This is a genomic window from Cupriavidus sp. 22TCCZM01-5, from assembly GCF_057798915.1.
On record NZ_JBYOJR010000001.1, the window covers coordinates 315,696 to 339,774 of the forward strand.

General features: G+C 64.6%; 25 protein-coding genes and 1 other RNA gene. 19 read left to right on the forward strand and 7 right to left on the reverse strand.

Annotated elements, in window-relative coordinates:
• Window positions 1–55: 55 nt before the first annotated feature.
• Entirely contained in the window at window positions 56–457 is a 402-nt protein-coding gene (locus AC3FNH_RS01580) for an acyl-CoA thioesterase (protein WP_224082448.1), read from the reverse strand.
• A 120-nt stretch (window positions 458–577) separates the two neighbouring features.
• On the opposite strand from AC3FNH_RS01580, the gene AC3FNH_RS01585 reads away from it, so the two are divergent.
• Window positions 578–2,467, forward strand: a complete 1,890-nt coding sequence (locus AC3FNH_RS01585) for an ABCB family ABC transporter ATP-binding protein/permease (protein WP_488718847.1) — start codon at window positions 578–580, stop codon at window positions 2,465–2,467.
• Between the two features lie 18 nt (window positions 2,468–2,485).
• Here the strand turns inward: AC3FNH_RS01585 and AC3FNH_RS01590 are convergent, their stop codons facing one another.
• Window positions 2,486–2,944: an Lrp/AsnC family transcriptional regulator gene (locus AC3FNH_RS01590; protein ID WP_276099451.1), complete on the reverse strand. Its 459-nt coding sequence runs from the start codon at window positions 2,942–2,944 to the stop codon at window positions 2,486–2,488.
• Between the two features lie 59 nt (window positions 2,945–3,003).
• A complete protein-coding gene (locus AC3FNH_RS01595) occupies window positions 3,004–3,561 on the reverse strand; it encodes a cysteine dioxygenase family protein (protein ID WP_488718848.1) in 558 nt (185 codons plus the stop codon).
• Between the two features lie 210 nt (window positions 3,562–3,771).
• On the opposite strand from AC3FNH_RS01595, the gene AC3FNH_RS01600 reads away from it, so the two are divergent.
• From AC3FNH_RS01600 to AC3FNH_RS01625, 6 genes are all read left to right on the forward strand, one after another.
• Window positions 3,772–4,719, forward strand: a complete 948-nt coding sequence (locus AC3FNH_RS01600; RefSeq protein WP_276099453.1) for a LysR family transcriptional regulator — start codon at window positions 3,772–3,774, stop codon at window positions 4,717–4,719.
• A 195-nt stretch (window positions 4,720–4,914) separates the two neighbouring features.
• Complete coding sequence (locus tag AC3FNH_RS01605) at window positions 4,915–6,222, forward strand: Glu/Leu/Phe/Val family dehydrogenase (protein WP_276099454.1); 1,308 nt, start codon at window positions 4,915–4,917, stop codon at window positions 6,220–6,222.
• A 254-nt stretch (window positions 6,223–6,476) separates the two neighbouring features.
• Window positions 6,477–7,376, forward strand: a complete 900-nt coding sequence (locus AC3FNH_RS01610) for a glutamate/aspartate ABC transporter substrate-binding protein (RefSeq protein ID WP_276099455.1) — start codon at window positions 6,477–6,479, stop codon at window positions 7,374–7,376.
• A 63-nt stretch (window positions 7,377–7,439) separates the two neighbouring features.
• The gene (locus AC3FNH_RS01615) at window positions 7,440–8,168 is read left to right on the forward strand and encodes an amino acid ABC transporter permease (protein WP_488718849.1); all 729 of its coding nucleotides are present in this window, start codon (window positions 7,440–7,442) and stop codon (window positions 8,166–8,168) included.
• A gap of 9 nt (window positions 8,169–8,177) precedes the next feature.
• On the forward strand, window positions 8,178–8,861 hold the full coding sequence (gene gltK, locus AC3FNH_RS01620) for a glutamate/aspartate ABC transporter permease GltK (protein WP_276099457.1): 684 nt from the start codon (window positions 8,178–8,180) through the stop codon (window positions 8,859–8,861).
• On the forward strand, window positions 8,858–9,592 hold the full coding sequence (locus AC3FNH_RS01625) for an amino acid ABC transporter ATP-binding protein (RefSeq protein WP_276099458.1): 735 nt from the start codon (window positions 8,858–8,860) through the stop codon (window positions 9,590–9,592). The genes gltK and AC3FNH_RS01625 overlap by 4 nt, the downstream gene beginning before the upstream one ends.
• Before the next feature lie 73 nt (window positions 9,593–9,665).
• Here the strand turns inward: AC3FNH_RS01625 and AC3FNH_RS01630 are convergent, their stop codons facing one another.
• On the reverse strand, window positions 9,666–10,496 hold the full coding sequence (locus AC3FNH_RS01630) for a class II glutamine amidotransferase (protein WP_276099459.1): 831 nt from the start codon (window positions 10,494–10,496) through the stop codon (window positions 9,666–9,668).
• 132 nt (window positions 10,497–10,628) lie between these two features.
• On the opposite strand from AC3FNH_RS01630, the gene AC3FNH_RS01635 reads away from it, so the two are divergent.
• The 5 genes from AC3FNH_RS01635 to rnpB all read left to right on the forward strand — a co-directional run bounded on the left by AC3FNH_RS01635 (window position 10,629) and on the right by rnpB (window position 15,323).
• Window positions 10,629–11,702 carry a tartrate dehydrogenase gene (locus AC3FNH_RS01635; RefSeq protein ID WP_488718850.1) on the forward strand — a complete coding sequence of 358 codons (1,074 nt, stop codon included), beginning with the start codon at window positions 10,629–10,631 and terminating at the stop codon, window positions 11,700–11,702.
• Window positions 11,699–13,012, forward strand: coding sequence for a glycerate kinase type-2 family protein (locus AC3FNH_RS01640; protein WP_488718851.1), 1,314 nt, complete (start codon window positions 11,699–11,701; stop codon window positions 13,010–13,012). The genes AC3FNH_RS01635 and AC3FNH_RS01640 overlap by 4 nt, the downstream gene beginning before the upstream one ends.
• 45 nt (window positions 13,013–13,057) lie before the next feature.
• Window positions 13,058–14,092, forward strand: coding sequence for a dihydroorotase (gene pyrC, locus AC3FNH_RS01645; protein WP_276099462.1), 1,035 nt, complete (start codon window positions 13,058–13,060; stop codon window positions 14,090–14,092).
• Window positions 14,093–14,103: 11 nt separating this feature from the next.
• Window positions 14,104–14,946, forward strand: a complete 843-nt coding sequence (locus AC3FNH_RS01650) for a DUF3025 domain-containing protein (protein WP_488718852.1) — start codon at window positions 14,104–14,106, stop codon at window positions 14,944–14,946.
• 35 nt (window positions 14,947–14,981) lie between these two features.
• Window positions 14,982–15,323: RNase P RNA component class A (gene rnpB, locus AC3FNH_RS01655), an RNA gene on the forward strand.
• A 52-nt stretch (window positions 15,324–15,375) separates the two neighbouring features.
• On the opposite strand, the gene AC3FNH_RS01660 is transcribed toward rnpB, so the two are convergent.
• Window positions 15,376–15,798 (reverse strand): OsmC family protein, encoded by a 423-nt coding sequence (locus AC3FNH_RS01660; RefSeq protein WP_488718853.1) that lies wholly within the window; start codon window positions 15,796–15,798, stop codon window positions 15,376–15,378.
• 729 nt (window positions 15,799–16,527) lie between these two features.
• Here AC3FNH_RS01660 and rplM point away from each other — a divergent pair.
• The 4 genes from rplM (at window position 16,528) to erpA (ending at window position 18,558) form a co-directional block, all read left to right on the forward strand.
• The gene (gene rplM / locus AC3FNH_RS01665; protein WP_010813907.1) at window positions 16,528–16,956 is read left to right on the forward strand and encodes a 50S ribosomal protein L13; all 429 of its coding nucleotides are present in this window, start codon (window positions 16,528–16,530) and stop codon (window positions 16,954–16,956) included.
• A gap of 12 nt (window positions 16,957–16,968) precedes the next feature.
• Complete coding sequence (rpsI, locus tag AC3FNH_RS01670) at window positions 16,969–17,361, forward strand: 30S ribosomal protein S9 (protein WP_211948825.1); 393 nt, start codon at window positions 16,969–16,971, stop codon at window positions 17,359–17,361.
• 263 nt (window positions 17,362–17,624) lie between these two features.
• Entirely contained in the window at window positions 17,625–18,086 is a 462-nt protein-coding gene (locus AC3FNH_RS01675; RefSeq protein ID WP_488718854.1) for a bactofilin family protein, read from the forward strand.
• 103 nt (window positions 18,087–18,189) lie between these two features.
• Window positions 18,190–18,558 carry an iron-sulfur cluster insertion protein ErpA gene (erpA, locus tag AC3FNH_RS01680; RefSeq protein WP_276099467.1) on the forward strand — a complete coding sequence of 123 codons (369 nt, stop codon included), beginning with the start codon at window positions 18,190–18,192 and terminating at the stop codon, window positions 18,556–18,558.
• Window positions 18,559–18,800: 242 nt separating this feature from the next.
• Here the strand turns inward: erpA and AC3FNH_RS01685 are convergent, their stop codons facing one another.
• Window positions 18,801–19,928, reverse strand: coding sequence for an anhydro-N-acetylmuramic acid kinase (locus AC3FNH_RS01685; RefSeq protein ID WP_488718855.1), 1,128 nt, complete (start codon window positions 19,926–19,928; stop codon window positions 18,801–18,803).
• Between the two features lie 23 nt (window positions 19,929–19,951).
• Entirely contained in the window at window positions 19,952–21,346 is a 1,395-nt protein-coding gene (locus AC3FNH_RS01690; RefSeq protein WP_276099469.1) for a M23 family metallopeptidase, read from the reverse strand.
• A 230-nt stretch (window positions 21,347–21,576) separates the two neighbouring features.
• On the opposite strand from AC3FNH_RS01690, the gene tyrS reads away from it, so the two are divergent.
• The 3 genes from tyrS (at window position 21,577) to AC3FNH_RS01705 (ending at window position 24,023) form a co-directional block, all read left to right on the forward strand.
• Window positions 21,577–22,818, forward strand: a complete 1,242-nt coding sequence (gene tyrS, locus AC3FNH_RS01695; RefSeq protein ID WP_276099470.1) for a tyrosine--tRNA ligase — start codon at window positions 21,577–21,579, stop codon at window positions 22,816–22,818.
• Window positions 22,819–22,827: 9 nt separating this feature from the next.
• Entirely contained in the window at window positions 22,828–23,298 is a 471-nt protein-coding gene (gene dtd, locus AC3FNH_RS01700; protein ID WP_276099471.1) for a D-aminoacyl-tRNA deacylase, read from the forward strand.
• Between the two features lie 77 nt (window positions 23,299–23,375).
• Window positions 23,376–24,023, forward strand: coding sequence for a YbhB/YbcL family Raf kinase inhibitor-like protein (locus tag AC3FNH_RS01705; RefSeq protein ID WP_276099472.1), 648 nt, complete (start codon window positions 23,376–23,378; stop codon window positions 24,021–24,023).
• Window positions 24,024–24,079 lie beyond the last annotated feature (56 nt).

Consider the following 24,079-nt stretch of genomic DNA (forward strand, 5'->3'; position numbering starts at 1 on the left):
TTCTCTACCGGAGGCGTGGCTCCCCTCTCCCGCGAGCGGGAGAGGGGAGAAACCATCAAGTCGGCAATACCCTCGGCTGCCGGCTTTCATCCGTCGCCACATACGTCAGCGTGGCTTCCGTCACCTTGACGATCTCATTGCTGTGCCGCATGCGCTGCGCGTAGACCTCGACCGACACCGTGATCGAGGTGCGGCCGGTTTTCTCGATCTCGGCATAGAAGCTCACCAGGTCGCCGACGAATACCGGGTGCTTGAACAGGAAGGAATTGACCGCCACCGTGGCCACGCGGCCCTGGGCGCGTTCCACCGCGGGGATGGACCCGGCGATATCCACCTGCGCCATGATCCAGCCGCCGAACACGTCGCCATGCACATTGGCGTCGGCGGGCATCGGGACAACGCGAAGGGCGGGACTCTTGCCGGCTGGCAGGGCGGGAACGGTATGGGGCGAATTCATTGCGGGAGACCGGAAAGGGAGGGGAGGAGGGCGGTGCTGCCCCGGCGGCCGCAGCCGGGAGGCGTCCTGCCGGCCGGCGCGATCTCTGCGACAATCGGCCATTGGCCAGAATTCTAACGTATGCGCCGCTATTCCACGACCGCGGAACCGTCCCCCGCACGGCCCGCCACCCTGTTTCCCGGCCAGCGCCCGCCCCGCAGCGACTGGCAGACCGTACGCAACCTGCTGCCCTATGTCTGGCACTACAAGTGGCGCGTGATGCTTGCGCTGGTCTGCCTGGTGGCGGCCAAGGTCGCCAACCTGGGCGTGCCGGTGCTGATGAAGCGGCTGATCGACAGCATGAACATCAGCGCGGGCGACCCGCGCGCGCTGCTGGTGGTGCCGGTCGGGCTGATCGTGGCCTATGGCGTGCTGCGGTTGTCGTCCACGCTGTTCACGGAGTTGCGTGAAATCCTCTTTTCCAAGGTGACGCAAAGCGCGGTACGGGAAATCGCGCTGCAGGTGTTCCGGCATCTGCATGCGCTGTCGCTGCGCTTCCACCTTGACCGGCAGACCGGCGGCATGAGCCGCGATATCGAGCGCGGCACGCGCGGCATCCAGTCCCTGATTTCGTACTCCTTGTACAGCATCCTGCCGACGCTGGTGGAAATGGGGCTGGTGCTGGGCTTCTTCGTGCTGCACTACGACATCTGGTTTGCCGCCATCACCGGCTGTGCGCTGGTGGGCTATATCGTCTTCACCATCGTCGTGACCGAGTGGCGCACGCATTTCCGCCGCAAGATGAACGAGCTGGATTCGCGCGCGAACCAGAAAGCCATCGATTCGCTGCTGAACTTCGAGACGGTCAAGTATTTCGGCAATGAGGAGTACGAGGCGCAGCGCTACGACGAGAACCTGCGCAAGTACCGCACCGCGGCGATCCGTTCGCAGAACTCGCTCTCGTTCCTGAACTTCGGGCAGCAGACCATCATCGCGGCAGGGCTGATCCTGATCCTGTGGCGCGCCACAGTGGGCGTGGTGGCGGGCAAGCTGACGCTGGGCGACCTGGTGCTGGTCAACACGCTGATGATCCAGCTATACATCCCGCTGAACTTCCTTGGCGTGATCTACCGCGAGATCAAGCAGGCCACCACCGACATGGACCGCATGTTCGTGCTGCTGGGCACGCACCAGGAGGTGGCCGATACCGCGGGCGCGCAGCCGCTCAAGGTGCAGGGCGCGGAAGTGCGCTTCCGCCACGTGCGTTTTGGCTATGAGTCGAATCGCGTGATCCTGGACGATGTCGATTTCACGATCGCGGCGGGCACGACCACGGCGGTGGTGGGACATAGCGGCTCGGGCAAGTCGACGCTCGCGCGCCTGCTGTTCCGTTTCTATGACGTCAGCGACGGCGCCATCCTGATCGACGGGCAGGACATGCGGCAGGTCACGCAGGACAGCCTGCGCCGCTCGATCGGCATCGTGCCGCAGGACACGGTGCTGTTCAACGACAGCATCTTCTACAACATCGCCTATGGCCGGCCCGATGCCACGCATGACGAAGTCATCGCGGCCGCGCGTGCGGCGCAGATCGACCAGTTCATCCGCGAGCTGCCGCAAGGCTACGACACGCCCGTCGGCGAACGCGGCCTCAAGCTTTCGGGCGGGGAAAAGCAGCGCGTGGCCATTGCCCGCACCTTGCTGAAGAACCCGCCGATCCTGGTCTTCGACGAAGCGACCTCCGCGCTGGACTCGCGCACCGAGCAGGCCATCCAGGCCGAGCTGATGCGGCTCGCGCAGAACCGCACCACGCTGCTGATCGCGCACCGGCTGTCCACCGTGGTCCATGCCGACCAGATCCTGGTGATGGACCGCGGGCGCATCGTCGAACGCGGCACCCATGCCGAGCTGATGCGCGCCGGCGGCCGCTACGCGGAGATGTGGGAGATCCAGGCGCGCAGCGCGGCGCAAGGCGAGACGGTGGCGGACGAACTGGCGATCGATGTCGGCGACGCCACGCAGGATGCCTGAGCGCGATGCATCGGGCCGCTACGCGTAATCGAGCGGCAGCGCGGTGGTGTACTTGATCTGCTCCATCGCAAAGCTGGAACTCACGTCAGCGAGTTCTGCGCCCTGGATCAGTTTCTTGTACACGCGGTCGTAGGCGGCGATATCGGGCACGACCACGCGCAGCAGGTAGTCGGTATCGCCGGCCATGCGATAGAACTCGGTCACTTCGGGAATCGAGGCGACCAGCGCATGGAACTGCTTGAGCCATTTGACGTTGTGCTGGGCGGTTCGGACCGACACGAACACCGTCACGCCCACGTTCAGCTTGCCGGCATCGAGCAGCGCCACGCGCTTGCGGATCAGCCCGGCTTCCTCGAGCTTCTGGATACGGCGCCAGCACGGCGTGGAGGTCAGGCCGACGCGTTCGCCGATCTCGGCCACTGGCACCGTGGCGTCTTCCTGCAGGATGGCAAGGATCTGTTTGTCGTAGCGGTCCATCGATGTCTGCATGCTTGCGGGAATGGTGGCGGCCCCTCGCGCCGTCCCGGGGCGGCGCGTCAGGCGTCGATGGTGTCAACCAGCAGGTTGACGCCGGTGGCAATGTGGTCCTGGTCGACGCCGTACAAGTGCAGCGACACGGCAACGGTGTCGCTGGCATTGCCCAGCGCATGAATGTGTTGCAGGCCGGCAGGCACGCTGAAGGTGGCGCCGGCCCGGCGTTCGACGCTGCCGGTCTGGGTGGCACACCGGGTGGAAGGATCCCATTGGTAATGGCGCTCGCTCAGCGTGCCATGCAGCACGCGGTAGGCGCACCAGGTGCGATGCCCGTGCACCGGACTGGATTGCCCGGGACGCCAGACCAGCAGCATGGCCGAGAAGCGTGCGAGCGGATCGGCATAGACCAGGTGGCGCGCATAGGTGTCCGGGCTGCCCAGCAGCGCGCCGGGCGGCAGGCAGGCCAGCAGGGTGTCGGCGTCGGGCAGCCAGGCGTCGATATTGCCGGCCACCATGCGCGCACTGTGCGCGAAGGTTGCCTCCATGCTGTGTGCAAACTGGTCCAGGGGGGCGGCGTGGACGGCGGGCGTGCGGCCGGCGGCGGCTGGACAGGTTGGCATGTCGGGCTCCGTGACGTTCTTGGTATAGGGGAATCATAAAAGCGGTTCCGGAGCAAAGGCATGCATTCTGTCGCTGGATGTGGCAACTTCGTGCAGAGTCATTCCAATAATACATCGATTCGTGGAATGCTATTCCAACCTCATTAAACTTCCAGGAACATCTTCCGCACCCGGTGCCACGGGCGCCCGAGCGGGTGGATAATCCGCGTCATGGAAATCAAATGGCTTGAAGACTTCGTCAGCCTGGCCGAGACCCACAGCTTCTCGCGCTCGGCCGAACTGCGGCATGTCACGCAGCCGGCGTTCTCGCGCCGGATCCAGTCGCTCGAGGCGTGGGTCGGCACGGAGCTGATCGACCGCTCCAGCTACCCGACCAGCCTGACCGCCGCCGGCAAGGTGTTCTATGAGCAGGCACTGGCGATGCTGGCGCAGGTCAGCGAGACGCGCGCGCTGATGCGCGGCCAGCGCTCGTCGAACGCGCAGGTGCTGGAGTTTGCCGTGCCGCACACGCTGTCACTGACCTTCTTCCCCGAATGGCTCAAGGCGCTGGAGCGCAAGATCGGCACGCTGCCGTGCCGGCTGCGCGCGCTCAACGTGCATGACGCGGTGCTGATGCTGGTCGAAGGCGGCTGCGACCTGGTCATGGTCTACCACCATGCGCGCCAGGCGATCCAGCTCGATCCGGCGCGCTACGACATGCTGGTGCTCGGCACCGAACGGCTATCGCCCTACAGCGTGCCCGATGGCACTGGCAAGCCGCTGTACCGGCTGCCCGGCACGGACAAGAAGCCGGTGCCGTTCCTGAGCTACACGCCCAATGCCTTTCTCGGCCGCATGGTGGACATGCTGCTGGCCGATACCTCGGAAGACCTCAAGCTCGACAAATGCTACGAGACGGACATGGCCGAGGCGCTCAAGGTGATGGCGCTGTCCGGGCACGGCATGGCGTTCCTGCCCGAGAGCGCGGTGCGCGACGACGTGCTCCAGGGCCGGCTGGTGCGAGCGGAGTCGGCGCGCGGCCTGCCGCTGTCCATCGACATGGAAATCCGCCTCTACCGCGAACGGCCAGGCGAAAACGGGAACGACCGGCGCGCCACGGCGGCACGCCGAAAACGGCAACTGGTGGATCAAGTCTGGTCGACGTTGACGGCCGGCTAGGGCAGCCCTCTGGTTTGCACCCTTCTCCCGCAAGCGGGAGAGGGAGCAAACCGCCCATATACACGGGTCTTGCGGTGTTGACCGTTCACCATCAACGTTATGCACGTTTTGCATGACCGGATGAGCAAACGGCATTGGATTCCGGTCCCGCGCCACGCCTAAGCTTGCGGGCATTCTCCACCCCGGAACCAACCGATGTCTTCCGTAGCGCAGATCAAAACTGCTGGCCAAAAGCACGCACTTCCGTCTTACCTCAACGCCGACAATCTCGGCCCCTGGGGCATCTACCTGCAACAAGTGGACCGTGTCACGCCCTACCTGGGTTCGCTGGCACGCTGGGTTGAAACGCTGAAGCGCCCCAAGCGCGCGCTGATCGTCGACGTGCCCATCGAGCTGGATAACGGCACCATCGCCCACTACGAGGGCTACCGCGTGCAGCACAACCTGTCGCGCGGCCCGGGCAAGGGCGGCGTGCGCTTCCACCAGGACGTGACGCTGTCGGAAGTCATGGCGCTGTCGGCGTGGATGTCGGTGAAGAACGCCGCGGTGAACGTGCCCTACGGCGGTGCCAAGGGCGGTATCCGCGTGGACCCGCGCACGCTGTCGCACGCCGAGCTGGAGCGCCTGACGCGCCGTTACACCAGTGAAATCAACATCATCATCGGGCCGAGCAAGGACATCCCGGCGCCGGACGTCAACACCAATGCCCAGGTGATGGCGTGGATGATGGACACCTATTCGATGAACTCGGGCAGCACGGCCACCGGCGTCGTGACCGGCAAGCCGATCTCGCTGGGCGGTTCGCTGGGCCGCCACGAGGCAACCGGCCGCGGCGTGTTCGTGGTCGGCTCCGAGGCCGCGCGCAATATCGGCCTGGAGGTCAAGGGCGCGCGCGTGGCGGTGCAGGGCTTCGGCAATGTGGGTGCCGTGGCCGCCAAGCTGTTCCAGGAGGCCGGCGCCAAGGTGGTGGCCGTGCAGGATCACCGCACCACGCTGTACAACCCGGCCGGCCTGGACGTGCCGGCGATGATGGAATATGCCTCGCACAGCGGCACCATCGACGGCTTCCAGGCGGAGGTCATCTCGTCGGAACAATTCTGGCAAGTGGACTGCGACATCCTGATCCCGGCGGCGCTGGAAGGACAGATCACGGCGAAGAACGCGCCCCAGATTCAGGCAAAGCTGATCATCGAAGGTGCAAACGGCCCGACCACGCCCGAAGCGGATGACATCTTGCGCGAGCGCAATATCCTGGTCGCCCCCGACGTGATCGCCAACGCTGGCGGCGTGACCGTGTCGTATTTCGAGTGGGTGCAGGACTTTTCCAGCTTCTTCTGGACGGAAGAGGAGATCAACCAGCGCCTGGTACGGATCATGCAAGAGGCATTCCGCGCGATCTGGCAAGTGGCGCAGGACAACAAGGTGACGCTGCGCACGGCCGCGTTCATCGTGGCCTGTACCCGGATCCTGCAGGCGCGCGAGATGCGCGGCCTGTACCCCTGATCTGACGCGAACGACGTTGCGCCGCGAGCTAGCCTGTTGCGGCGCAGCAACTTCGAAATGATCGTCCGACGCGGCCCGAGGAATTGTCCCCGGGCCGCGTTGTCACATCCGCCGCCAGTGCGCACCTATGCCTTGAATTCGACTTCTAGGAGTAAAACCCAGTTGTCTTGAGTCGGATGCTGCGCAATACTGTTTCATCTGTGGGACATTCGTCATTAGAATCCCGCCTTTCTCTTCCTGGTCAAGGAGATGTTATGAAATTTGCCAAGTTGGCTTCCCTGATGATGGCCGCTGGCCTGGTGTGCGGTTCCGCGCAGGCAGCCGAGCCACTGACGGGCACGCTGAAGAAGATCAAAGACACCGGTGTGATTACGCTTGGCGTGCGCGATTCCTCGATCCCGTTCAACTACAACCTGGGCGGTGTGCGTCAGGTCGGTTATTCCTACGACATCAACATGAAGATCGTGGAAGCCGTCAAGGACCAGCTCAAGATGCCCAACCTGCAGGTGAAGGAAATCCCGATCACTTCGCAGAACCGCATCACGCTGCTGCAGAACGGTACGATCGACATCGAATGCGGCTCGACCACGAACAACCTGGAGCGCCAGAAGCAGGCTTCGTTCACCACCAGCATCTTCATCATCGGCACGCGCATCATGGTGAAGAAGGATGGCGGCATCAAGGACTGGGCTGACCTGAAGGGCAAGAACGTTGTGACCACCGCCGGCACCACGTCCGAGCGCCTGCTGCGCAAGATGAACGATGACCAGAAGCTGGGCATGAACATCATCAGCACCAAGGACCACGGCCAGTCGTTCCTGACGCTGGAATCCGGCCGGGCCGTGGCGTTCATGATGGACGACGCGCTGCTCTACGGCGAGCGCGCCAAGGCCAAGAATCCCGCGGACTGGATCGTGGTCGGCAAGCCGCAATCGCGTGAGTCGTACGGCTGCATGATCCGCAAGGACGATGCGCCGTTCAAGAAGCTGTCCGACACGGTCATCACCGGCCTGATGAAGGACGGCACGATCAACACGATGTATACCAAGTGGTTCATGCAGCCGGTTCCCCCGAAGGGCCTGAACCTGGACTTCCCGCTGTCGGACGACATGAAGGCGCTGTTCAAGAACCCGAACGACAAGGCGCTCGACTGACCTGACAAATACAGGCGTGCGAAACGGAAGGCATGTCCTTCCGTTTCTTTTTGAGGACGCATCATGAACTACAGCTGGCACTGGGGAGTTTTCCTCGAACAGGCCGCCCAGAACGAGACCTACCTGGACTGGATGATTTCCGGCCTGAAGGTAACGGTCGCGCTCGGGCTCTCGTCCTGGGTCATTGCCCTGATCATCGGCTCCGTGCTCGGCGTGCTGCGCACCGTGCCAAACAAATGGCTGTCGGGCTTTGCCGCGGCCTATGTCGAGATCTTCCGCAACATTCCGCTGCTGGTGCAGCTGTTCATCTGGTATTTCGTCGGTCCCGAGCTGCTGCCCGGCGGCGACGCGATCAAGCAGATGAACCCGTTCACCCAGCAGTTCCTGGCAGCCATGCTCTGCCTGGGCACCTTCACCGCGGCCCGGGTCTGCGAGCAGGTGCGTTCGGGCATCAATTCGCTGCCGCGCGGCCAGAAGAGCGCCGGCCTGGCGATGGGTTTCACGCTGCCGCAGACCTATCGCTTCGTGCTGCTGCCGATGGCGTTCCGCGTCATCGTGCCGCCGCTGACTTCCGAATTCCTGAACATCTTCAAGAACTCGGCGGTGGCGTCGACGATCGGCCTGCTCGAGCTGGCGGCGCAGGGCCGGCAACTGGTGGACTACACCGCGCGCCCGTATGAGTCGTTCATCGCGGTGACCGTGATGTACGCGCTCATCAATATCGTCGTCATGCTGGTCATGCGCTGGGTCGAGGGCCGCACCCGCGTTCCCGGTTTCATCGGCAGCAAGTAAGGGGGCGCCATGGCATACGAATTCGATTTCAGCTCCATCACCCCCGCCACGCTCGATGTGCTGGGCGAGGGCATGCTGGTCTCGCTCAAGATCACCGTTACGGCCATTGTGGTGGGCATCGTCTGGGGCACCATCCTGGCGATGATGCGCCTGTCGTCCGTCAAGCCGCTCAACTGGTTCGCGCAGGGGTACGTGACCATCTTCCGCTCCATCCCGCTGGTGATGGTGCTGCTGTGGTTCTTCCTGATCATCCCGCAGGTGCTGCAGAACATCTTCAACCTGTCGCCGGCATCGGACCTGCGCATGACCTCGGCGCTGGTGGCGTTCTCGCTGTTCGAGGCGGCCTACTATTCCGAGATCATCCGGGCGGGGATCCAGAGCGTGTCGCGCGGGCAGATGTTCGCCGCGCAGGCGCTGGGCATGACCTACGGGCAGACCATGAAGCTGGTGATCCTGCCGCAGGCGTTCCGCAACATGGTGCCGCTGCTGCTGACGCAGGGCATCATCCTGTTCCAGGATACGTCGCTGGTCTATGTGAGCGCGCTGGCCGACTTCTTTGGCCAGGCCTACGGCGTGGGCGAACGTGATGGCCGCATCGTGGAAATGCTGCTGTTCGCCGGCTTCGTGTATTTTGTTATCTGCTACTCCGTTTCGCTGATGGTCAAGCGTTACCAGAAAAAGGTGGCCCTATGATTGAAATAAACAATGTTTCCAAGTGGTATGGCGCCTTCCAGGTGCTGACCGATTGCACCACCAGGGTTGCCAAGGGCGAGGTCGTGGTGGTCTGCGGGCCGTCGGGCTCGGGCAAGTCGACGCTGATCAAGACCGTCAATGCGCTGGAGCCGTTCCAGAAGGGCGATATCCTCGTGGACGGCACCTCGGTGGGCAACCCGAAGACCAACCTGCCCAAGCTGCGCTCGCGCGTGGGCATGGTGTTCCAGAACTTCGAGCTGTTCCCGCACCTGTCGATTACCGAGAACCTGACCATTGCGCAGATGAAGGTGCTCGGCCGCTCGAAGGACGAGGCCACGGCCAAGGGCCTGAAGTACCTGGAGCGCGTGGGCCTGAAGAGCCAGGCGGCCAAGTACCCGGGCCAGCTCTCGGGCGGCCAGCAGCAGCGCGTGGCGATCGCGCGCGCGCTGTCGATGGACCCGATCTGCATGCTGTTCGACGAGCCGACTTCGGCGCTGGACCCGGAGATGGTCAACGAGGTGCTGGACGTGATGGTGCAGCTCGCGCAGGAAGGCATGACCATGATGTGCGTGACCCACGAAATGGGTTTTGCACGCAAGGTGGCCAACCGCGTGATCTTCATGGACGCGGGCAAGATCGTCGAAGATTGCGCCAAGGAAGAGTTCTTCGGCAATATCGAGCAGCGCTCGGATCGCGCCAAGCAGTTCCTGTCGAAGATCCTGCAGCACTGAAGCGAGCAGCGCGCCGCTACATGGAAAAAAGGGACGCCACGGCGTCCTTTTTTTTCGGCTGACGCGTCCGGGGTCAGGTGCAGGCCGTATTGGCCGCGTTCTTGGCCTGCACTTCCGGCGGGATCGGCACCGACAGCGTCATCTCCGGGCGTCCGTCGATGAACATGATCAGCTCGCCCGGTTCAAAGGGTGTCCAGGTCTCGTTGTCGGTCAGGGGCTGGGTGGCGATCACCGCGACCCGGTCGTCCGGCGTGGTGACCTGGGCAAAGTCGATCGACAGGTCGGCGTCGATCAGGTGCGCGGTCGAGAACGGCCACTGCCGCACGATGTAGTACAGCCGCGTCGAGCAGTGCGCGAACAGCGCCTGTCCGTTGCACAGCAGGTAATTGAATACGCCGTGCGTGGTGATGTCGCGCGTGATGTCCGCCAGCGCATGGCACAGCTCGTTCAGCGGCGGCTGCGAGCCCGGGAAGCGCTTGCGCAGCCCCTGCATCAGCGTGCAGAAGGCGAGTTCGCTGTCGGTGTCGCCCACGGGCTGGTAGACGCCGGACAGGAACGGCGCGAAGTCCAGCAGGTCGCCGTTGTGCGCGAAGATCCAGTGCCGCCCCCACAGCTCGCGCATGAACGGGTGGCAGTTCTCCAGCAGCACCGTTCCCTGCGTGGCCTTGCGGATGTGCGAAATGACGTTCTTGGACTTGATCGGGTAGCGCTTGATCAGGTCCGCGACGGGCGATGTGCCGGCCGACTGGTTATCGATGAAGAGCCGGCAGGCCTTGTCTTCGAAGAAGGCCACGCCGAAGCCGTCAGCGTGGTGGTCGGTCAGGCCGCCGCGGGCGGCGAAACCGGTGAAGGAGAACGTCACGTCGGTCGGCGTGGCGCAGTTCATGCCTAGCAGCTGGCACATGGCGGGGCACCGGGTCGGCAGGGGGCTGCCGCTTTGCAATAGAATGCATACATTATCACGCGCGCCCGGGCCGCTGCCAAGCGCATGCGCCGTGGCGCCTCCGGCGATCCCGCATCACCGTTCCCGACTGCTATGAGCCAATACAAGATTGCCGTGATTCCTGGAGACGGAATCGGCACGGAAGTCATGCCTGAGGGCATCCGCGTCATGGACGCCGCCGCGCGCAAGTTCGGCATCGATTTCCAGTGGGACCACTTCGATTTTTCCAGCTGCGACTACTACGCCCGCCACGGCAAGATGCTGCCGGACGACTGGTTCGACACGCTGGTGAAGTACGACGCGATCTACTTTGGTGCGGTGGGATGGCCCGATGCCGTGCCCGACCACGTGTCGCTGTGGGGGTCGCTGCTGCAGTTCCGCCGTTCCTTTGACCAGTATGTGAACCTGCGGCCGGTACGGTTGATGCCCGGCATCAAGAGCCCGCTGGCCGACCGCAAGCCCGGCGATATCGATTTCTACGTCGTGCGCGAGAACACCGAGGGCGAGTACTCGAGCATCGGCGGCCGCATGTTCCCGAATACCGAGCGCGAGATCGTGATGCAGGAAACGGTGATGAGCCGGGTCGGCGTCGACCGCATCCTGAAGTTCGCATTCGAGCTGGCGAAGAAGCGCCCGAAACAGCACCTGACCTCGGCCACGAAGTCCAATGGCATCTCGATCACGATGCCTTACTGGGACGAGCGCGTGGAGGCGATGGCGGCGAACTACCCCGGCCTGAAGGTCGACAAGTACCACATCGACATCCTGACCGCGCATTTCGTCCAGCATCCCGACTGGTTCGACGTGGTGGTGGCGAGCAACCTGTTCGGCGACATCCTGTCCGACCTCGGCCCGGCGTGTACCGGCACCATCGGCATCGCGCCGTCCGGCAATATCAATCCGGACCGCACGTATCCGAGCCTGTTCGAGCCGGTGCATGGTTCCGCGCCGGACATTGCCGGACGCGGCGTGGCCAACCCGATCGGCCAGATCTGGTGTGGCGCCATGATGCTGGAGCACCTCGGCCACGACGAGGCCGGCGCGGCAGTGCTGGGTGCGATCGAGAAGGTGCTGTCCGCAGGCCCCGAGCACGCGCCGCTGACGCGCGACATCGGCGGCAAGGGGGGTACCGGGGACCTGGGCCGCGCGATCGCGGAGGCACTGTGAGCGCGGCGGGCGGTTTCGCGGGCGATCCGCGCGCGCTGTTGTTGGAGACCTTCCAGGCTGCAGTGGCGGCGGCGGATCCGCTGAAGATCGTCGCGGGGCACTTGCCGCCGCCGCAGACGGGCGGGCGCACGCTGGTCGTGGGCGCGGGCAAGGCGGCGGCATCGATGGCGCTGGCGGTAGAGCAGGCCTACGCCGGCAAGGCACGGATCGAAGGACTGGTGGTCACTCGCTATGCGCATGGCCTGCCGACCGGGCACGTGCGCGTGATCGAGGCCGGGCATCCGGTGCCGGACGAAGCCGGCGAGCAGGCCGCGGCCGAGATCCTGGCCCGCGTGTCCGCGCTGACACCGCAGGACCGCCTGCTGGTGCTGGTGTCCGGCGGGGGCTCCAGCCTGCTGTCGTTGCCGGCCGAAGGCATCCCGATGGCCGACCTCAAGGCCACGACGAAGGAACTGCTGCGCTGTGGTGCGCCGATCACCGAGATGAATATCGTGCGCAAGCACATCTCGCGCATCCAGGGCGGGCGGCTCGCGCAGGCCAGCCAGGCGCCGGTAACGACGCTGATCGTATCCGACGTGGCTGGCGATGATCCCAGCGCGATTGCGTCAGGACCGACCGTGGCGGACCCGAGCACGTTTGCCGATGCGCTCGATATCCTGCGGCGCTATGGCGCCACCGTCCCGGCAAGCGTGCAGTCGCACCTGGAACGCGGCGCTCGCGGCGAGGTGCCGGAAACGCCCAAGCCCGGCGATCCGCTGTTCGCGCGCGTCGACAACTGTATGATTGCAACCGCACACGGCAGCCTGCTGGCCGCCGCGGCGCTGTTCCGCGAGCGCGGCATCACCCCGGTGATCCTCGGCGACACGGTGACGGGCGAGGCCCAGGAGGCCGCGCGCGTCTATGCCGCGCTGGTGCGCGAGATTCGCGCGTACAATGCGCCGTTCGCCGCGCCGGTGGCGCTGGTCTCGGGCGGTGAATGCACGGTCACATTGCCGGCCGGCGGCGGCAGCGGCAAGGCGAGGGGCGGGCGTTGTTCGGAATTCCTGCTGTCGCTGGCCATCGAACTGGCAGGCATGGAAGGCGTGCATGCCATCGCGGCCGATACCGACGGCATCGACGGTTCGGAGGACAATGCGGGTGCGCTCGCGGACCCGACCACGCTGGCGCGTGCCGAGGCGGCCGGCGTGCCGGCGCGGCGCCAGCTCGACGCGCATGACGCCTGGGGCCTGTTCGATGCCATCGGCGACCTGGTCGTGACCGGCCCGACGCGCACCAATGTGAACGATTACCGCGCCATCCTGATTCTCTAACTTCCAGACCGCCTGCCGCGCTTGCGGCGGCAGGCCCAGCAAGCCATGACCCAGAAGCTCACCATTACCCGCCCGGACGACTGGCACCTGCACCTGCGCGACGGCGCGGCGCTGGCAGCCGTGCTGCCCGACACGGCGCGCCAGTTCGGCCGCGCCATCATCATGCCGAATCTGAAGCCGCCCGTGACCACGGTGGAACAGGCACAGGCCTACCGCGCCCGCATCCTGGCCGCGCTGCCGGCCGGCATGAGCTTCGAGCCGCTGATGACGCTGTACCTGACCGACAACACCGCTGCCGAGGAAATCGTCGCGGCCAAGGCGAGCGGCTTCGTGCATGGCGTCAAGCTGTATCCGGCCGGCGCCACCACCAACAGCGATGCCGGCGTGACCGACATCCGCCGCTGCTCGGCCGCGCTCGAGGCGATGCAGCGCGTGGGCCTGCCGCTGCAGGTGCACGGCGAAGTGACCGATGGCGACATCGACATCTTCGACCGCGAAGCCGTCTTCATCGACCGCGTCATGACGCCGCTGCGCCGCGACTTCCCGGAACTGAAGGTGGTGTTCGAGCACATCACGACCAAGGATGCGGCCCAGTACGTGCGCGATGCCAGCGGCCCGGTGGGCGCCACCATCACGGCGCACCACCTGCTGTACAACCGCAACGCGATCTTCACCGGCGGCATCCGCCCGCACTACTATTGCCTGCCGGTGCTCAAGCGCGAGATCCACCGCGAGGCGCTGGTCGCCGCGGCAACGTCCGGCAGCGACCGCTTCTTCCTGGGCACCGACAGCGCCCCGCACGCACGCGGCCTGAAGGAACATGCCTGCGGCTGCGCCGGCTGCTACACCGCGCTGCACGCGATGGAACTCTATGCCGAGGCATTCGACGCCGCCGGCGCGCTCGACAAGCTCGAGGCGTTCGCAAGTTTCAACGGTCCCGCTTTCTACGGCCTGCCGCGCAATGCCGGCACCCTGACGCTGGAGCGCGAAGACTGGCAATTGCCGGCCGAGCTGCCCTACGGCGATGCCACGCTGGTGCCGCTGCGCGCCGGTGAAACGCTGCGCTGGAAGGCGCGCTGAAGCGCAGGGCATTGACGGCAGTCCCATCGGCGGCGAACCAGGCGTTCGCCGCTTCTCTTTCGGCGATCGACTGGACACGCCCGTGGTTCCGGCCCTTTGCAGCCGTCGGCGCGGGCCTTGTCACGGCGGTGGCGGATGGCACCGCCTTGCACGCGTGCCTGAACGCGCAGGCTGCCCGGGCAGGGTTGTGTAATATCCGGGGCCTGCCGCTGAATTTCGTCACGCAAGCGGAGTTGCCCGCCGGTGTCGCCTACGAGGCCCATATCCACGCCACCGGTGCGGTGCCGACCCGCGACAATCTCCACGATTTCTTCAATGCGCTGATCTGGCTGCATTTCCCGCGGGTCAAGGCCCGGCTTAACGCGATCCAGGCCGAGGTGATCGGGCGCACAGGCGTTCAGGCTGGCCGAGGCGGCGTGCGTGATGCCGCAACGCTGTTCGACGAGAACGCCGTGCTGTTTCTGAGCGCCGACGCCAGCCTGGAGGCAGCGCTGCGCGGGTTTGGATGGCAGGAGCTGTTTATCCGGCGTCGCCAGGACTGGGACAGCCTGTGCCTGGTGGTGCCATTCGGCCACGCGCTGCTGGAAAAGCTGGTGAATCCATACAAGTCCGTCACGGCCCATGCGTGGCCGCTGGCGCTGCCGCCCTTGTCAGCCGGATTGCCGATGCTTGACGTGGCAGCGACCGCCTCATTGCGGGCTGCCGCCGATGCCGGCACGCTGCGCGGCGGGCGCAGCTTCGCGCCGTTGCCCGTCATGGGCATTCCCGGCTGGTGCGAGGCCAATGCCGATGCAGCGTACTACGCGGACGCGACGGTTTTCCGGCCCGGCCGGCGCCAGCAGCCCGAAGCCTGACCGACGGCCAGCAATGATGTTAGACTTCGGGCCGCAAAGCAGGCCAGACAATCGCTGCTTGCATCGCAAGGTGCAAGGGGAGGAAAGTCCGGACTCCACAGGGCAGGGTGTTGGCTAACAGCCATCCACGGTGACGTGCGGAATAGGGCCACAGAGACGAGTCTTGCCGCCGGGTTCTCCCGGCGGGAAGGGTGAAACGCGGTAACCTCCACCTGGAGCAATCCCAAATAGGCAGGCATCGAGGCGGCCCGCTGAGCCTGCGGGTAGGGAGCTGGAGCCGGCTGGCAACAGACGGCCTAGAGGAATGGTTGTCACATGCCACGCGCCGCAAGGTGCGGTGGTGTGCACAGAATCCGGCTTATCGGCCTGCTTTGCGCTTGTCTTCCTTGTTACCCGGCCAGCATCCGGCTGCCCGGGCATTTGCACCCGTCAGCCTTCGACGATCTCCATCGTGTGCGTGATCTCCGCGGTCTTGGCGATCATGATCGATGCCGAGCAGTATTTCTCATGCGACAGCTTGATTGCACGCTCGACCGAGGCCGAGTTGAGGTTCTTGCCGGTCACCACGAAGTGGAAATTGATGCGAGTGAAGACTTTGGGATCTTCGCTGGCACGTTCGGCTTCGAGCTTCACGCTGCACCCGCTCACTTCCTGGCGGCCGCGCTTTAGGATCAGGACCACGTCATAGGCGGTGCAGCCGCCGGTACCGAGCAACACCATTTCCATCGGGCGCGGCGCCAGGTTGTGGCCGCCGCCTTCCGGTGCACCATCCATGGCGACAATGTGCCCGCTGCCCGTCTGGGCGACGAAGCTCATGCCCTCGGCGCCCATCCATGTCACTTTGCATTCCATTTTGTTCGTTCCTGTCGTGTGAGTCGTATGTTTCCGGTCACAAGCGCGTGATCTCGAATCTTGCTTTTTCCAGCATACGACATCGTAAAGTCTGTTGCTCGGATGCCGATAACCCCAAAGAACCGAGGGTTTCTTCTAATATGTCAGTTCAATGACAATCGCACTGGTGTATCAACTGATTGATTTTAAAGCGAAAAAGCATCCTTGCTCTAGGAGGTATCGCATCCCGCAATGTGAAATTGCGTTTCGCACTGCAAATTTCGCTTGCATCAGGGATTACCCCATGTATAATTCCAACCATTGAACGACGGCGCAGACAGCGCGCCAGAGTGCGAAAGCGAAGCCACCGGCCAAGCCCTCCGCACCGCCCGCATGAAACACCGTCGATCTCCAAGTGTCTCCTCCACCCTCCTCCTTTGGTGGATTCAAACCCAAGCCCAACCGGCTTGGGTTTTTTTTCGTCAGTACCCTGCAAGTGCGCCAAAAGCCTCGGTGCCGTCCGCGGTCGTGGTGATCTTGACGAAATCCCTTGACTTTGCTTGTGCCAGGCTCGCGTCCGACAGTATAATCTACGGCTTTTCCGCCATGCCCGCGGGAAGAGAAGTAGGGAGAGCCTGCGAAGACAAGCAGGAAGGTCAGGTCCACAGGGCCGGCCGACGAGACTTGCAGGGGCGAGTACAAGCCTTCGCGAGTCAGTATCGGGCAGTTCTCTAATAGTCAGGAAAAATCATGAAGACCTTTTCCGCCAAGCCTCATGAGGTAAAGCGCGACTGGTACGTGATTGACGCGACGGACAAAGTCCTCGGCCGTGTCGCCAGCGAAGTGGCACGCCGTCTGCGCGGCAAGCACAAGCCGGAATTCACTCCGCACGTCGACACCGGTGATTACATCATCATCGTCAACGCAGCCAAGCTGCGTGTCACGGGTACCAAGGAAACGGACAAGAAGTACTATCGCCATTCGGGTTACCCGGGCGGTATCTACGAAACGACGTTTGGCAAGATGCAGCAGCGCTTCCCGGGCCGTGCCCTGGAGAAGGCTGTCAAGGGCATGCTGCCGAAGGGTCCGCTGGGCTACGCGATGATCAAGAAGCTGAAGGTTTACGCCGAAGCCGAGCATCCGCACGAAGCGCAGCAGCCCAAGGCGCTGGAAATCTAAGGAGGCCAATCCATGATCGGTAATTGGAATTACGGTACTGGCCGCCGCAAGAGCGCCGTGGCACGTGTCTTCATCAAGTCGGGCAAGGGCGACATCGTCGTCAACGGCAAGCCCATCAAGGAATACTTCGCTCGCGAAACTTCCCTGATGATCGTGCGCCAGCCGCTGGAACTGACCGAGCACGCCGAAACGTTCGACATCAAGGTCAACGTTACCGGCGGCGGTGAAACCGGCCAGGCCGGTGCCGTCCGTCACGGCATCACCCGCGCCCTGATCGACTACGATGCAACGCTGAAGTCGGCCCTGTCGAAGGCTGGCTACGTCACGCGTGATGCACGTGAAGTCGAGCGTAAGAAGGTCGGTCTGCACAAGGCACGTCGCCGCAAGCAGTTCTCGAAGCGCTGATGTGCATTCGCCGGTCCGGCCTTGCCGGATCGCGCGGAGCAAGAAAAAACCGCACGCTGGTCGTGCGGTTTTTTTTCGTCCGCTTCCTGTCCATAGGCGGACGCGCGGCCTTTACAGCCGAGGCATCTCCTGTATGCGAAAAAAGTCACAATTTCATCTCCCTACCTTGGTGGGGTAATGGCTCGCCGCGGATACAATCTCGCCCGTATTGCGGAGCAACGCTTCGGCATGCTGGCCGGCTGAATCCAATCAAGGAGTGAGGGATGTTGTTTTCCAGGAAGAAGGGACTCTCGATCGATACGCTGATCAGTGAAGGCACAGCCATCGATGGCGATCTGGTGTTCTCGGGCGGCTTGCGCCTCGATGGCCGGGTGCGCGGCAATATCCGCGCCGCGGCGGGTCTGCCAAGCATGCTGGTGATCAGCGAAAAAGGCGGGGTAGAAGGCGAGATCACTGTCGGGCATCTGGTCCTTAACGGAACAGTAAAGGGTCCCGTCCACGCAAGCGAACTGCTCGAGCTCCAGCCGCACGCCCGCGTGCTCGGTGAGGTGCGCTACGCGGCGCTCGAGATGCACCAGGGCGCTCTGGTGGAAGGGCGTCTCGTACCGCTCGGCCAGGAAGAGGTCAAGGCGCTTCCCAATCTGGTGGCCTCTGAACAGGCGGACGGCGACGCTGAAGACGCGGATACCGCGGCCGAACTGGCTGAGGTCGGTAAAGTGGCTTGAATGCCATGTGCAATTCCCTGCCAGAAGCCCTTGAAAACCAAGGGTTTCGGCACGATTTCCCAGTAGCGCTTAGAATACAGGCGTATCTAATCAGGAGAACCCCATGAACGCAGTCGCAGAGGCACCCGCAACCGAGGACGTGCCGGCACCGTTCGTCTTTACCGACAGCGCCGCCGACAAGGTCAAGCAGTTGATCGAGGAAGAGGGCAATGCCGAGCTGAAGCTGCGCGTGTTCGTGCAGGGCGGCGGCTGCTCAGGCTTCCAGTATGGCTTCACGTTCGACGAGGAAGTCAACGAAGACGACACCACCATGGTCAAGAACGGCGTCACCCTGTTGATCGACTCGATGAGCTACCAGTATCTGGTCGGCGCCGAGATCGACTACAAGGAAGACATCAATGGCGCGCAGTTCGTGATCAAGAACCCGAATGCCACGACCACCTGCGGTTGCGGCTCGTCGTTCTCGGTCTGAGGCAAGATGCTTCGGCAGAAAGGCGCACCTTCGGGTGCGTTTTTTTTGGGGTTCTTCGGCGGAATGCGGGGAATGGGGGGATGGGGGGATGGGGGGATGGGGGGATGGGGGGATGGGGGGATGGGTTGTCGTGCTTGGCATGCGCCGCTGTTTCGCCGGCAACGCCGGCGAAACAGCGGCGCATGCCAAGCACAAAAACCCCCAACCCTTCCAGCGCCTGATCCCGTCCATCACACGGTCGATCAGCGCGGATAGATCGCGCCGAGCACGCGCGGACCAGAAGCGCCGGTGACCGTGGCGACATTGCCCGGCAGGCGCAGCAGGCACTGGCGCGCCAGCCAGGCGAAGGCGATGGCTTCCACCTGGGACACCGGCACCCCGAAGTCTTCAGTCGTCTGCACGGCCAGGCCGGGCAGGGCCTGCGCCAGACGCCGCATGATGTAGCCGTTGCGCGCACCACCACCGCAAACGATCAGCCGTCGCGCCTGCGGCGAGTGGGCACGGACATCGCGCGCAATCGCTTCGGCGGTCAGCGCGGCGAGTGTCGCTTGTACGTCCGCTGGCGTTGGCGCGGGTGCCCCCCGCGACGCTAGGCGCGCTTCCAGCCAGGCGGGATGGAACAGGTCGCGTCCCGTGCTCTTGGGCGGTGCGGCGCTGAAGTATGGATCGGCCAGGCATTCGGCCAGCAGCGCATCGTCGACGCGTCCGCTCGCGGCCCAGGCGCCGTCGTCGTCGAACGGCATGCCGAGTTGTTCGCCGATCCAGTAGTCGAGCAGCGCATTGCCCGGCCCGCAGTCGAAGCCGATCACGGCGCCGCCGTTGCCGGGCAGCACGCTGATGTTGGAGATGCCGCCGATATTGCAGATCACGCGGGCTTCGGCCCCGTCGCCGAACAGCGCCTGGTGCAGCGCCGGCACCAGCGGCGCGCCCTGGCCGCCCGCCGCGACATCGCGGCTGCGGAAATCCGCCACCACGTCGATGCCCGCCAGCTCGGCCAGCAGCGCGGGATGCTGGCTCTGCCGCGTGTAGCCGATCTGGTCGTAAAGGCCCGGGCGATGGCGGATGGTCTGCCCATGCGCGCCGATCGCAGCGATATCGTCCGGCCGCAGCCCCGCCTGTCCGAGCAGCGCGGCCACGCAGCCGGCATAGACGCGTGCGAGCGCGTTGGCGGCCAGCGCCTCGCGGTGGATCTCGTTGTCGCCGGGCTGCTGCAACTGCCCGAAGTCCGTGCGCAGCGCGTCGGGGAAGGGCTCGTGCGCGGCGGCCAGCACGGCCGGGCGCTCGCCGCTGAAGTCCACCAGCACGGCGTCCGCGCCGTCCATGCTGGTGCCAGACATGATGCCGATATAGCGGTTGCCGTGCGCGCGCATGGAGTCTCCGGGCGGAGCGGCTGTCAGTTGGCCGCGGTAAGGACGTTATAGGTGCGCAGCGCGTTGATGCGGCTGAGCATCGTGCTGGTATAGCCGAGGAATTCCTGGCGCGCCTTGCCCGTCAGCACCGGGGCTTCCATCAGCGCAATGCTCAGCGGGTTCTGCGGCACGTCGTTGAAGCGGAACTCGTAGTGCAGGTGCGGCCCGGTGGCCCAGCCGGTCTGGCCGACATAGCCGATGACCTGGCCTTGCGATACCCGCTGGCCCTGCTGCACGCCGGCAAAGCCGGACAGGTGGGCATAGTAGGTCGAATAGCCGTTCGCGTGCTTCAGGATGATGATGTTGCCGTAGCCATTCTGGCGGCCGACAAAGTCGATCACGCCTTCGCCGGTCGCCATCACCTTGGTGCCCGTGGGCGCGGCGAAGTCCACGCCCTTGTGCTGGGCCCATTCATGGTGCAGCGGATGCTCGCGGCCGCCGAAGCCCGACGATACGCGCGAAAACTCCACCGGCGAACGCAGGAACGGACGCTTCATGCTGCGGCCATCGAAGGTGTAGTAGGCGCCGTTGCTCTCGCCTTGGGGCGCAAACCACAGGGCCTGGTGGAGCTGGTTCCGGTTGATCAGTTCGATCGCCACCACGCGGCCGTTGCGGATGAACGCACCGTCCTGGAAGCCGGCTTCGTAGATGATGCGGAAGCGGTCGCCGCTGGCAATGTCATGCTGGAAGTCGATCACGCCGGAGAAGATCGACAGCATCTGCTGCACGATTTCATCGGGCACGTTGGCCGCGTCCATGGCCTTGAAGAAGCCGCCCGCGGCGATCGAGCCGGACGCCATCTCATAGCGCAGGTCGTTGTCGACGTTCTGCACACGCGCCTTGTAGCTGGTCGTGCCGCCGGCCTTGGCCGGCTCGACACGCTCGATCATGAGTTCGCGCGAGTGCGCGGCATCGCCGCCGAGATTGGCCTGCAGCGACACGAGCATATTGCTGTCGTCGATCTGTGCCTGCACGGTCTGGCCCGGATTGAGGTTGAACAGGCTGCGCGCGGTCGGGTTCTTGAGGATGAAGGCCTGCGCGTCGGGATCGTCCACGCCGAGGCGGCGCAGCAGCGAGGCAATGGTGTCGCCACGCTGCATGCGTTCCTGGCGCACGTAGACGGCCTCGGAATCGATATCGGTAAGCTGTGCGAGCTGTTCGCGCACATCGGGCATGCGCAGCGGCTCGTTCACGCGCGGCGCGAGCGGATCATTGAAGGCGCTGCGCGGTGCGACACCCATGGCGGCAGCCATGCCGAGCGTGAATATCGCGCCCACGGAAGCCGTGAGTTGCTTGCGCCTTCGCGCGTGCTGGGGGTTGGTCGGGTCGACGAGAACCACCAGCTCGCGCGCGAAAACTTCGCGGAGTCTGGACCACATCACGTAAAATTCAACCTTGGTCTGGGCACCGCTGCCGCAACGATGTGTGTCGTCTGCCTTCCTCCCCCGAGGTGCGGCGCGGGCTGTTCATCTTTATTTGCCGCCTAGAATGGCGGGTGGCGCACGGGCTCGGTGCCGCGTGTCGCCGGAAAGCGCGGATTATACCAAGAATCGGCTCGGGGCCGAGTGGCGAATCCGGCAAATTTTCATGTATTTCAAAGACTTACGTCATGACTGAAGCATCCTCCGGCCCCGCGGCCAAATATCCCCTCACGCCGTCGGTGATGCACGCGCTGGAGGTGTCCAAGCGCGGCTGCGACGAACTGCTGATCGAAGCCGAATGGGCACAGAAGCTCGCTCGCAGCGAAGCGACCGGTGTTCCCCTGCGCATCAAGCTCGGCCTCGACCCCACTGCGCCCGACATCCACATCGGGCATACGGTGGTACTGAACAAGCTGCGTCAGCTGCAAGACCTGGGCCACCAGGTGATCTTCCTGATCGGCGACTTCACCTCGACCATCGGCGACCCTTCCGGGCGCAACAGCACCCGGCCGCCGCTGACGCGCGAGCAGATCGAGGCCAATGCCCAGACTTACTACCGTCAGGCCAGCCTGGTGCTCGATCCGGCGCGCACCGAAATCCGCTACAACAGCGAGTGGTGTGATCCGCTCGGCGCACGCGGCATGATCCAGCTCGCCGCCAAATACACCGTGGCCCGGATGATGGAGCGTGACGACTTCACCAAACGGTTCCGGTCTGGGATTCCCATTTCGGTGCATGAGTTCCTTTATCCGCTCATGCAGGGCTACGATTCGGTCGCGCTGAAGTCCGATCTGGAGCTCGGCGGCACCGACCAGAAGTTCAACCTGCTGGTCGGGCGCGAGCTGCAGAAGGAATACGGCCAGGAGCCGCAGTGCATCCTGACCATGCCGCTGCTGGTGGGCCTGGACGGTGTCGAGAAGATGTCCAAGTCCAAGGGCAACTACGTCGGCGTGACCGAGGCGCCCAACGAGATGTTCGGCAAGCTGATGAGCATCTCGGACGACCTGATGTGGCAGTACTACACGCTGCTGTCGTTCCGCCCGCTCAACGAGATCGACCTGATGAAGCAGGAAATCGCGCTGGGCCGCAACCCGCGCGACTGCAAGGTCATGCTGGCGCAGGAGATCGTGGCGCGCTTCCACAGCCAGGCCGATGCCGAGAAGGCGCTCGAGGACTTCAACCACCGCGCGCGCGGCGGCGTGCCGGACGATATCCCGGCGGTCAGCCTGTCGGGCGCGCCGCTGGGCATCGCGCAGTTGCTCAAGCAGGCCAACCTGGTGCCATCCACGTCCGAGGCCAACCGCAATATCGAGCAGGGCGGCGTGAAGATCGACGGCTCCACCGTGAGCGACAAGGCCACCAAGGTGGCTGCCGGCACCTACGTGGTCCAGGTGGGCAAGCGCCGCTTTGCCCGCGTGACGCTGGCCTGAGGACCGGCGATGATCGCACTGATCCAGCGGGTAGCGCAGGCGCGCGTGACCGTCGGCGGCCGTACCACTGGCGAGATCGGCGCTGGCCTGCTGGCGCTGGTCTGTGCCGAGCGCGGCGATACCGAGGCGCAGGCCGACCGGCTGCTCGCCAAGATGTTGTCCTACCGCGTGTTTTCCGACGCGGACGGCAAGATGAACCTGCCGGTCCAGAACATGGATGGCAACGGCGGCGCGGGTGGCCTGCTGGTGGTGTCGCAGTTCACGCTGGCCGCCGATACCAATAGCGGAACCCGGCCCAGCTTCACGCCGGCGGCCTCGCCCGAGGACGGGCGGCGCCTTTATGAGTATTTCGTGGAGCGGGCGCGCGCGTCGCACCCTGAGGTGCAGACCGGCGAGTTCGGGGCGATGATGCAGGTGAGCCTGACCAACGACGGACCGGTGACGTTCTGGCTGCGCGTGCCTCCGCCCGGCAACGCCTGAGGCCGCTCAAGGCCGCACAGGCAGCAGGAAACCACGATGGCGCGCCCGCGCGGCCATCCACAAGACAGGAGCGACAAATGAAACTCTGGAGCAAGTCCTTCGCCGACAACACGCCGATTCCTGGCGAGTTCGCCTTCTGCGTGCCCGATGCCGCCGCCCACGTGGCGCTGTCGAGCAACCGCAACCCCGATTTGCACTGGGAAGACGCGCCGGTCCAGACGCGCTCCTTTGTCCTGATCTGCCATGACCGCGATGTCCCGAGCCAGGGTGACGACGTCAACCAGGAAGGCCGCGAAGTGCCGGCATCGCTGCCGCGCGTGGACTTTTACCACTGGGTGCTGGTCGACATCCCGCCCGGCCTGACCACGATCGCCGCGGGCTCGCACAGCGACGGCGTGATCGCGCGCGGCAAGCCCGGCCCCCAAGCGGCCGGCGGCACGGCCACCGCGGGCGGCCTGCGCCACGGCATCAACGACTACACGGGCTGGTTTGCCAATGACGCCGACATGAAGGGCGACTACTACGGCTACGACGGCCCGTGCCCGCCGTGGAACGACACCCTGCTGCACCACTACGTATTCACGGTCTACGCGCTGGATATCGACCGGGTGCCGCTCGACGGCAAGTTCACGGGGGCGCAGGTGCTGGAAGCCATCCGCGGCCATGTGTTGGCGCAGGCCAGCCTGACCGGCACCTACACGCTCAATCCCAAGGTAGCCGGCTAAGGCCGCGTGCCCGGCTCCTGCGCCGGGCAAGGGCATGGAAATAGCAAGGAAAGGGC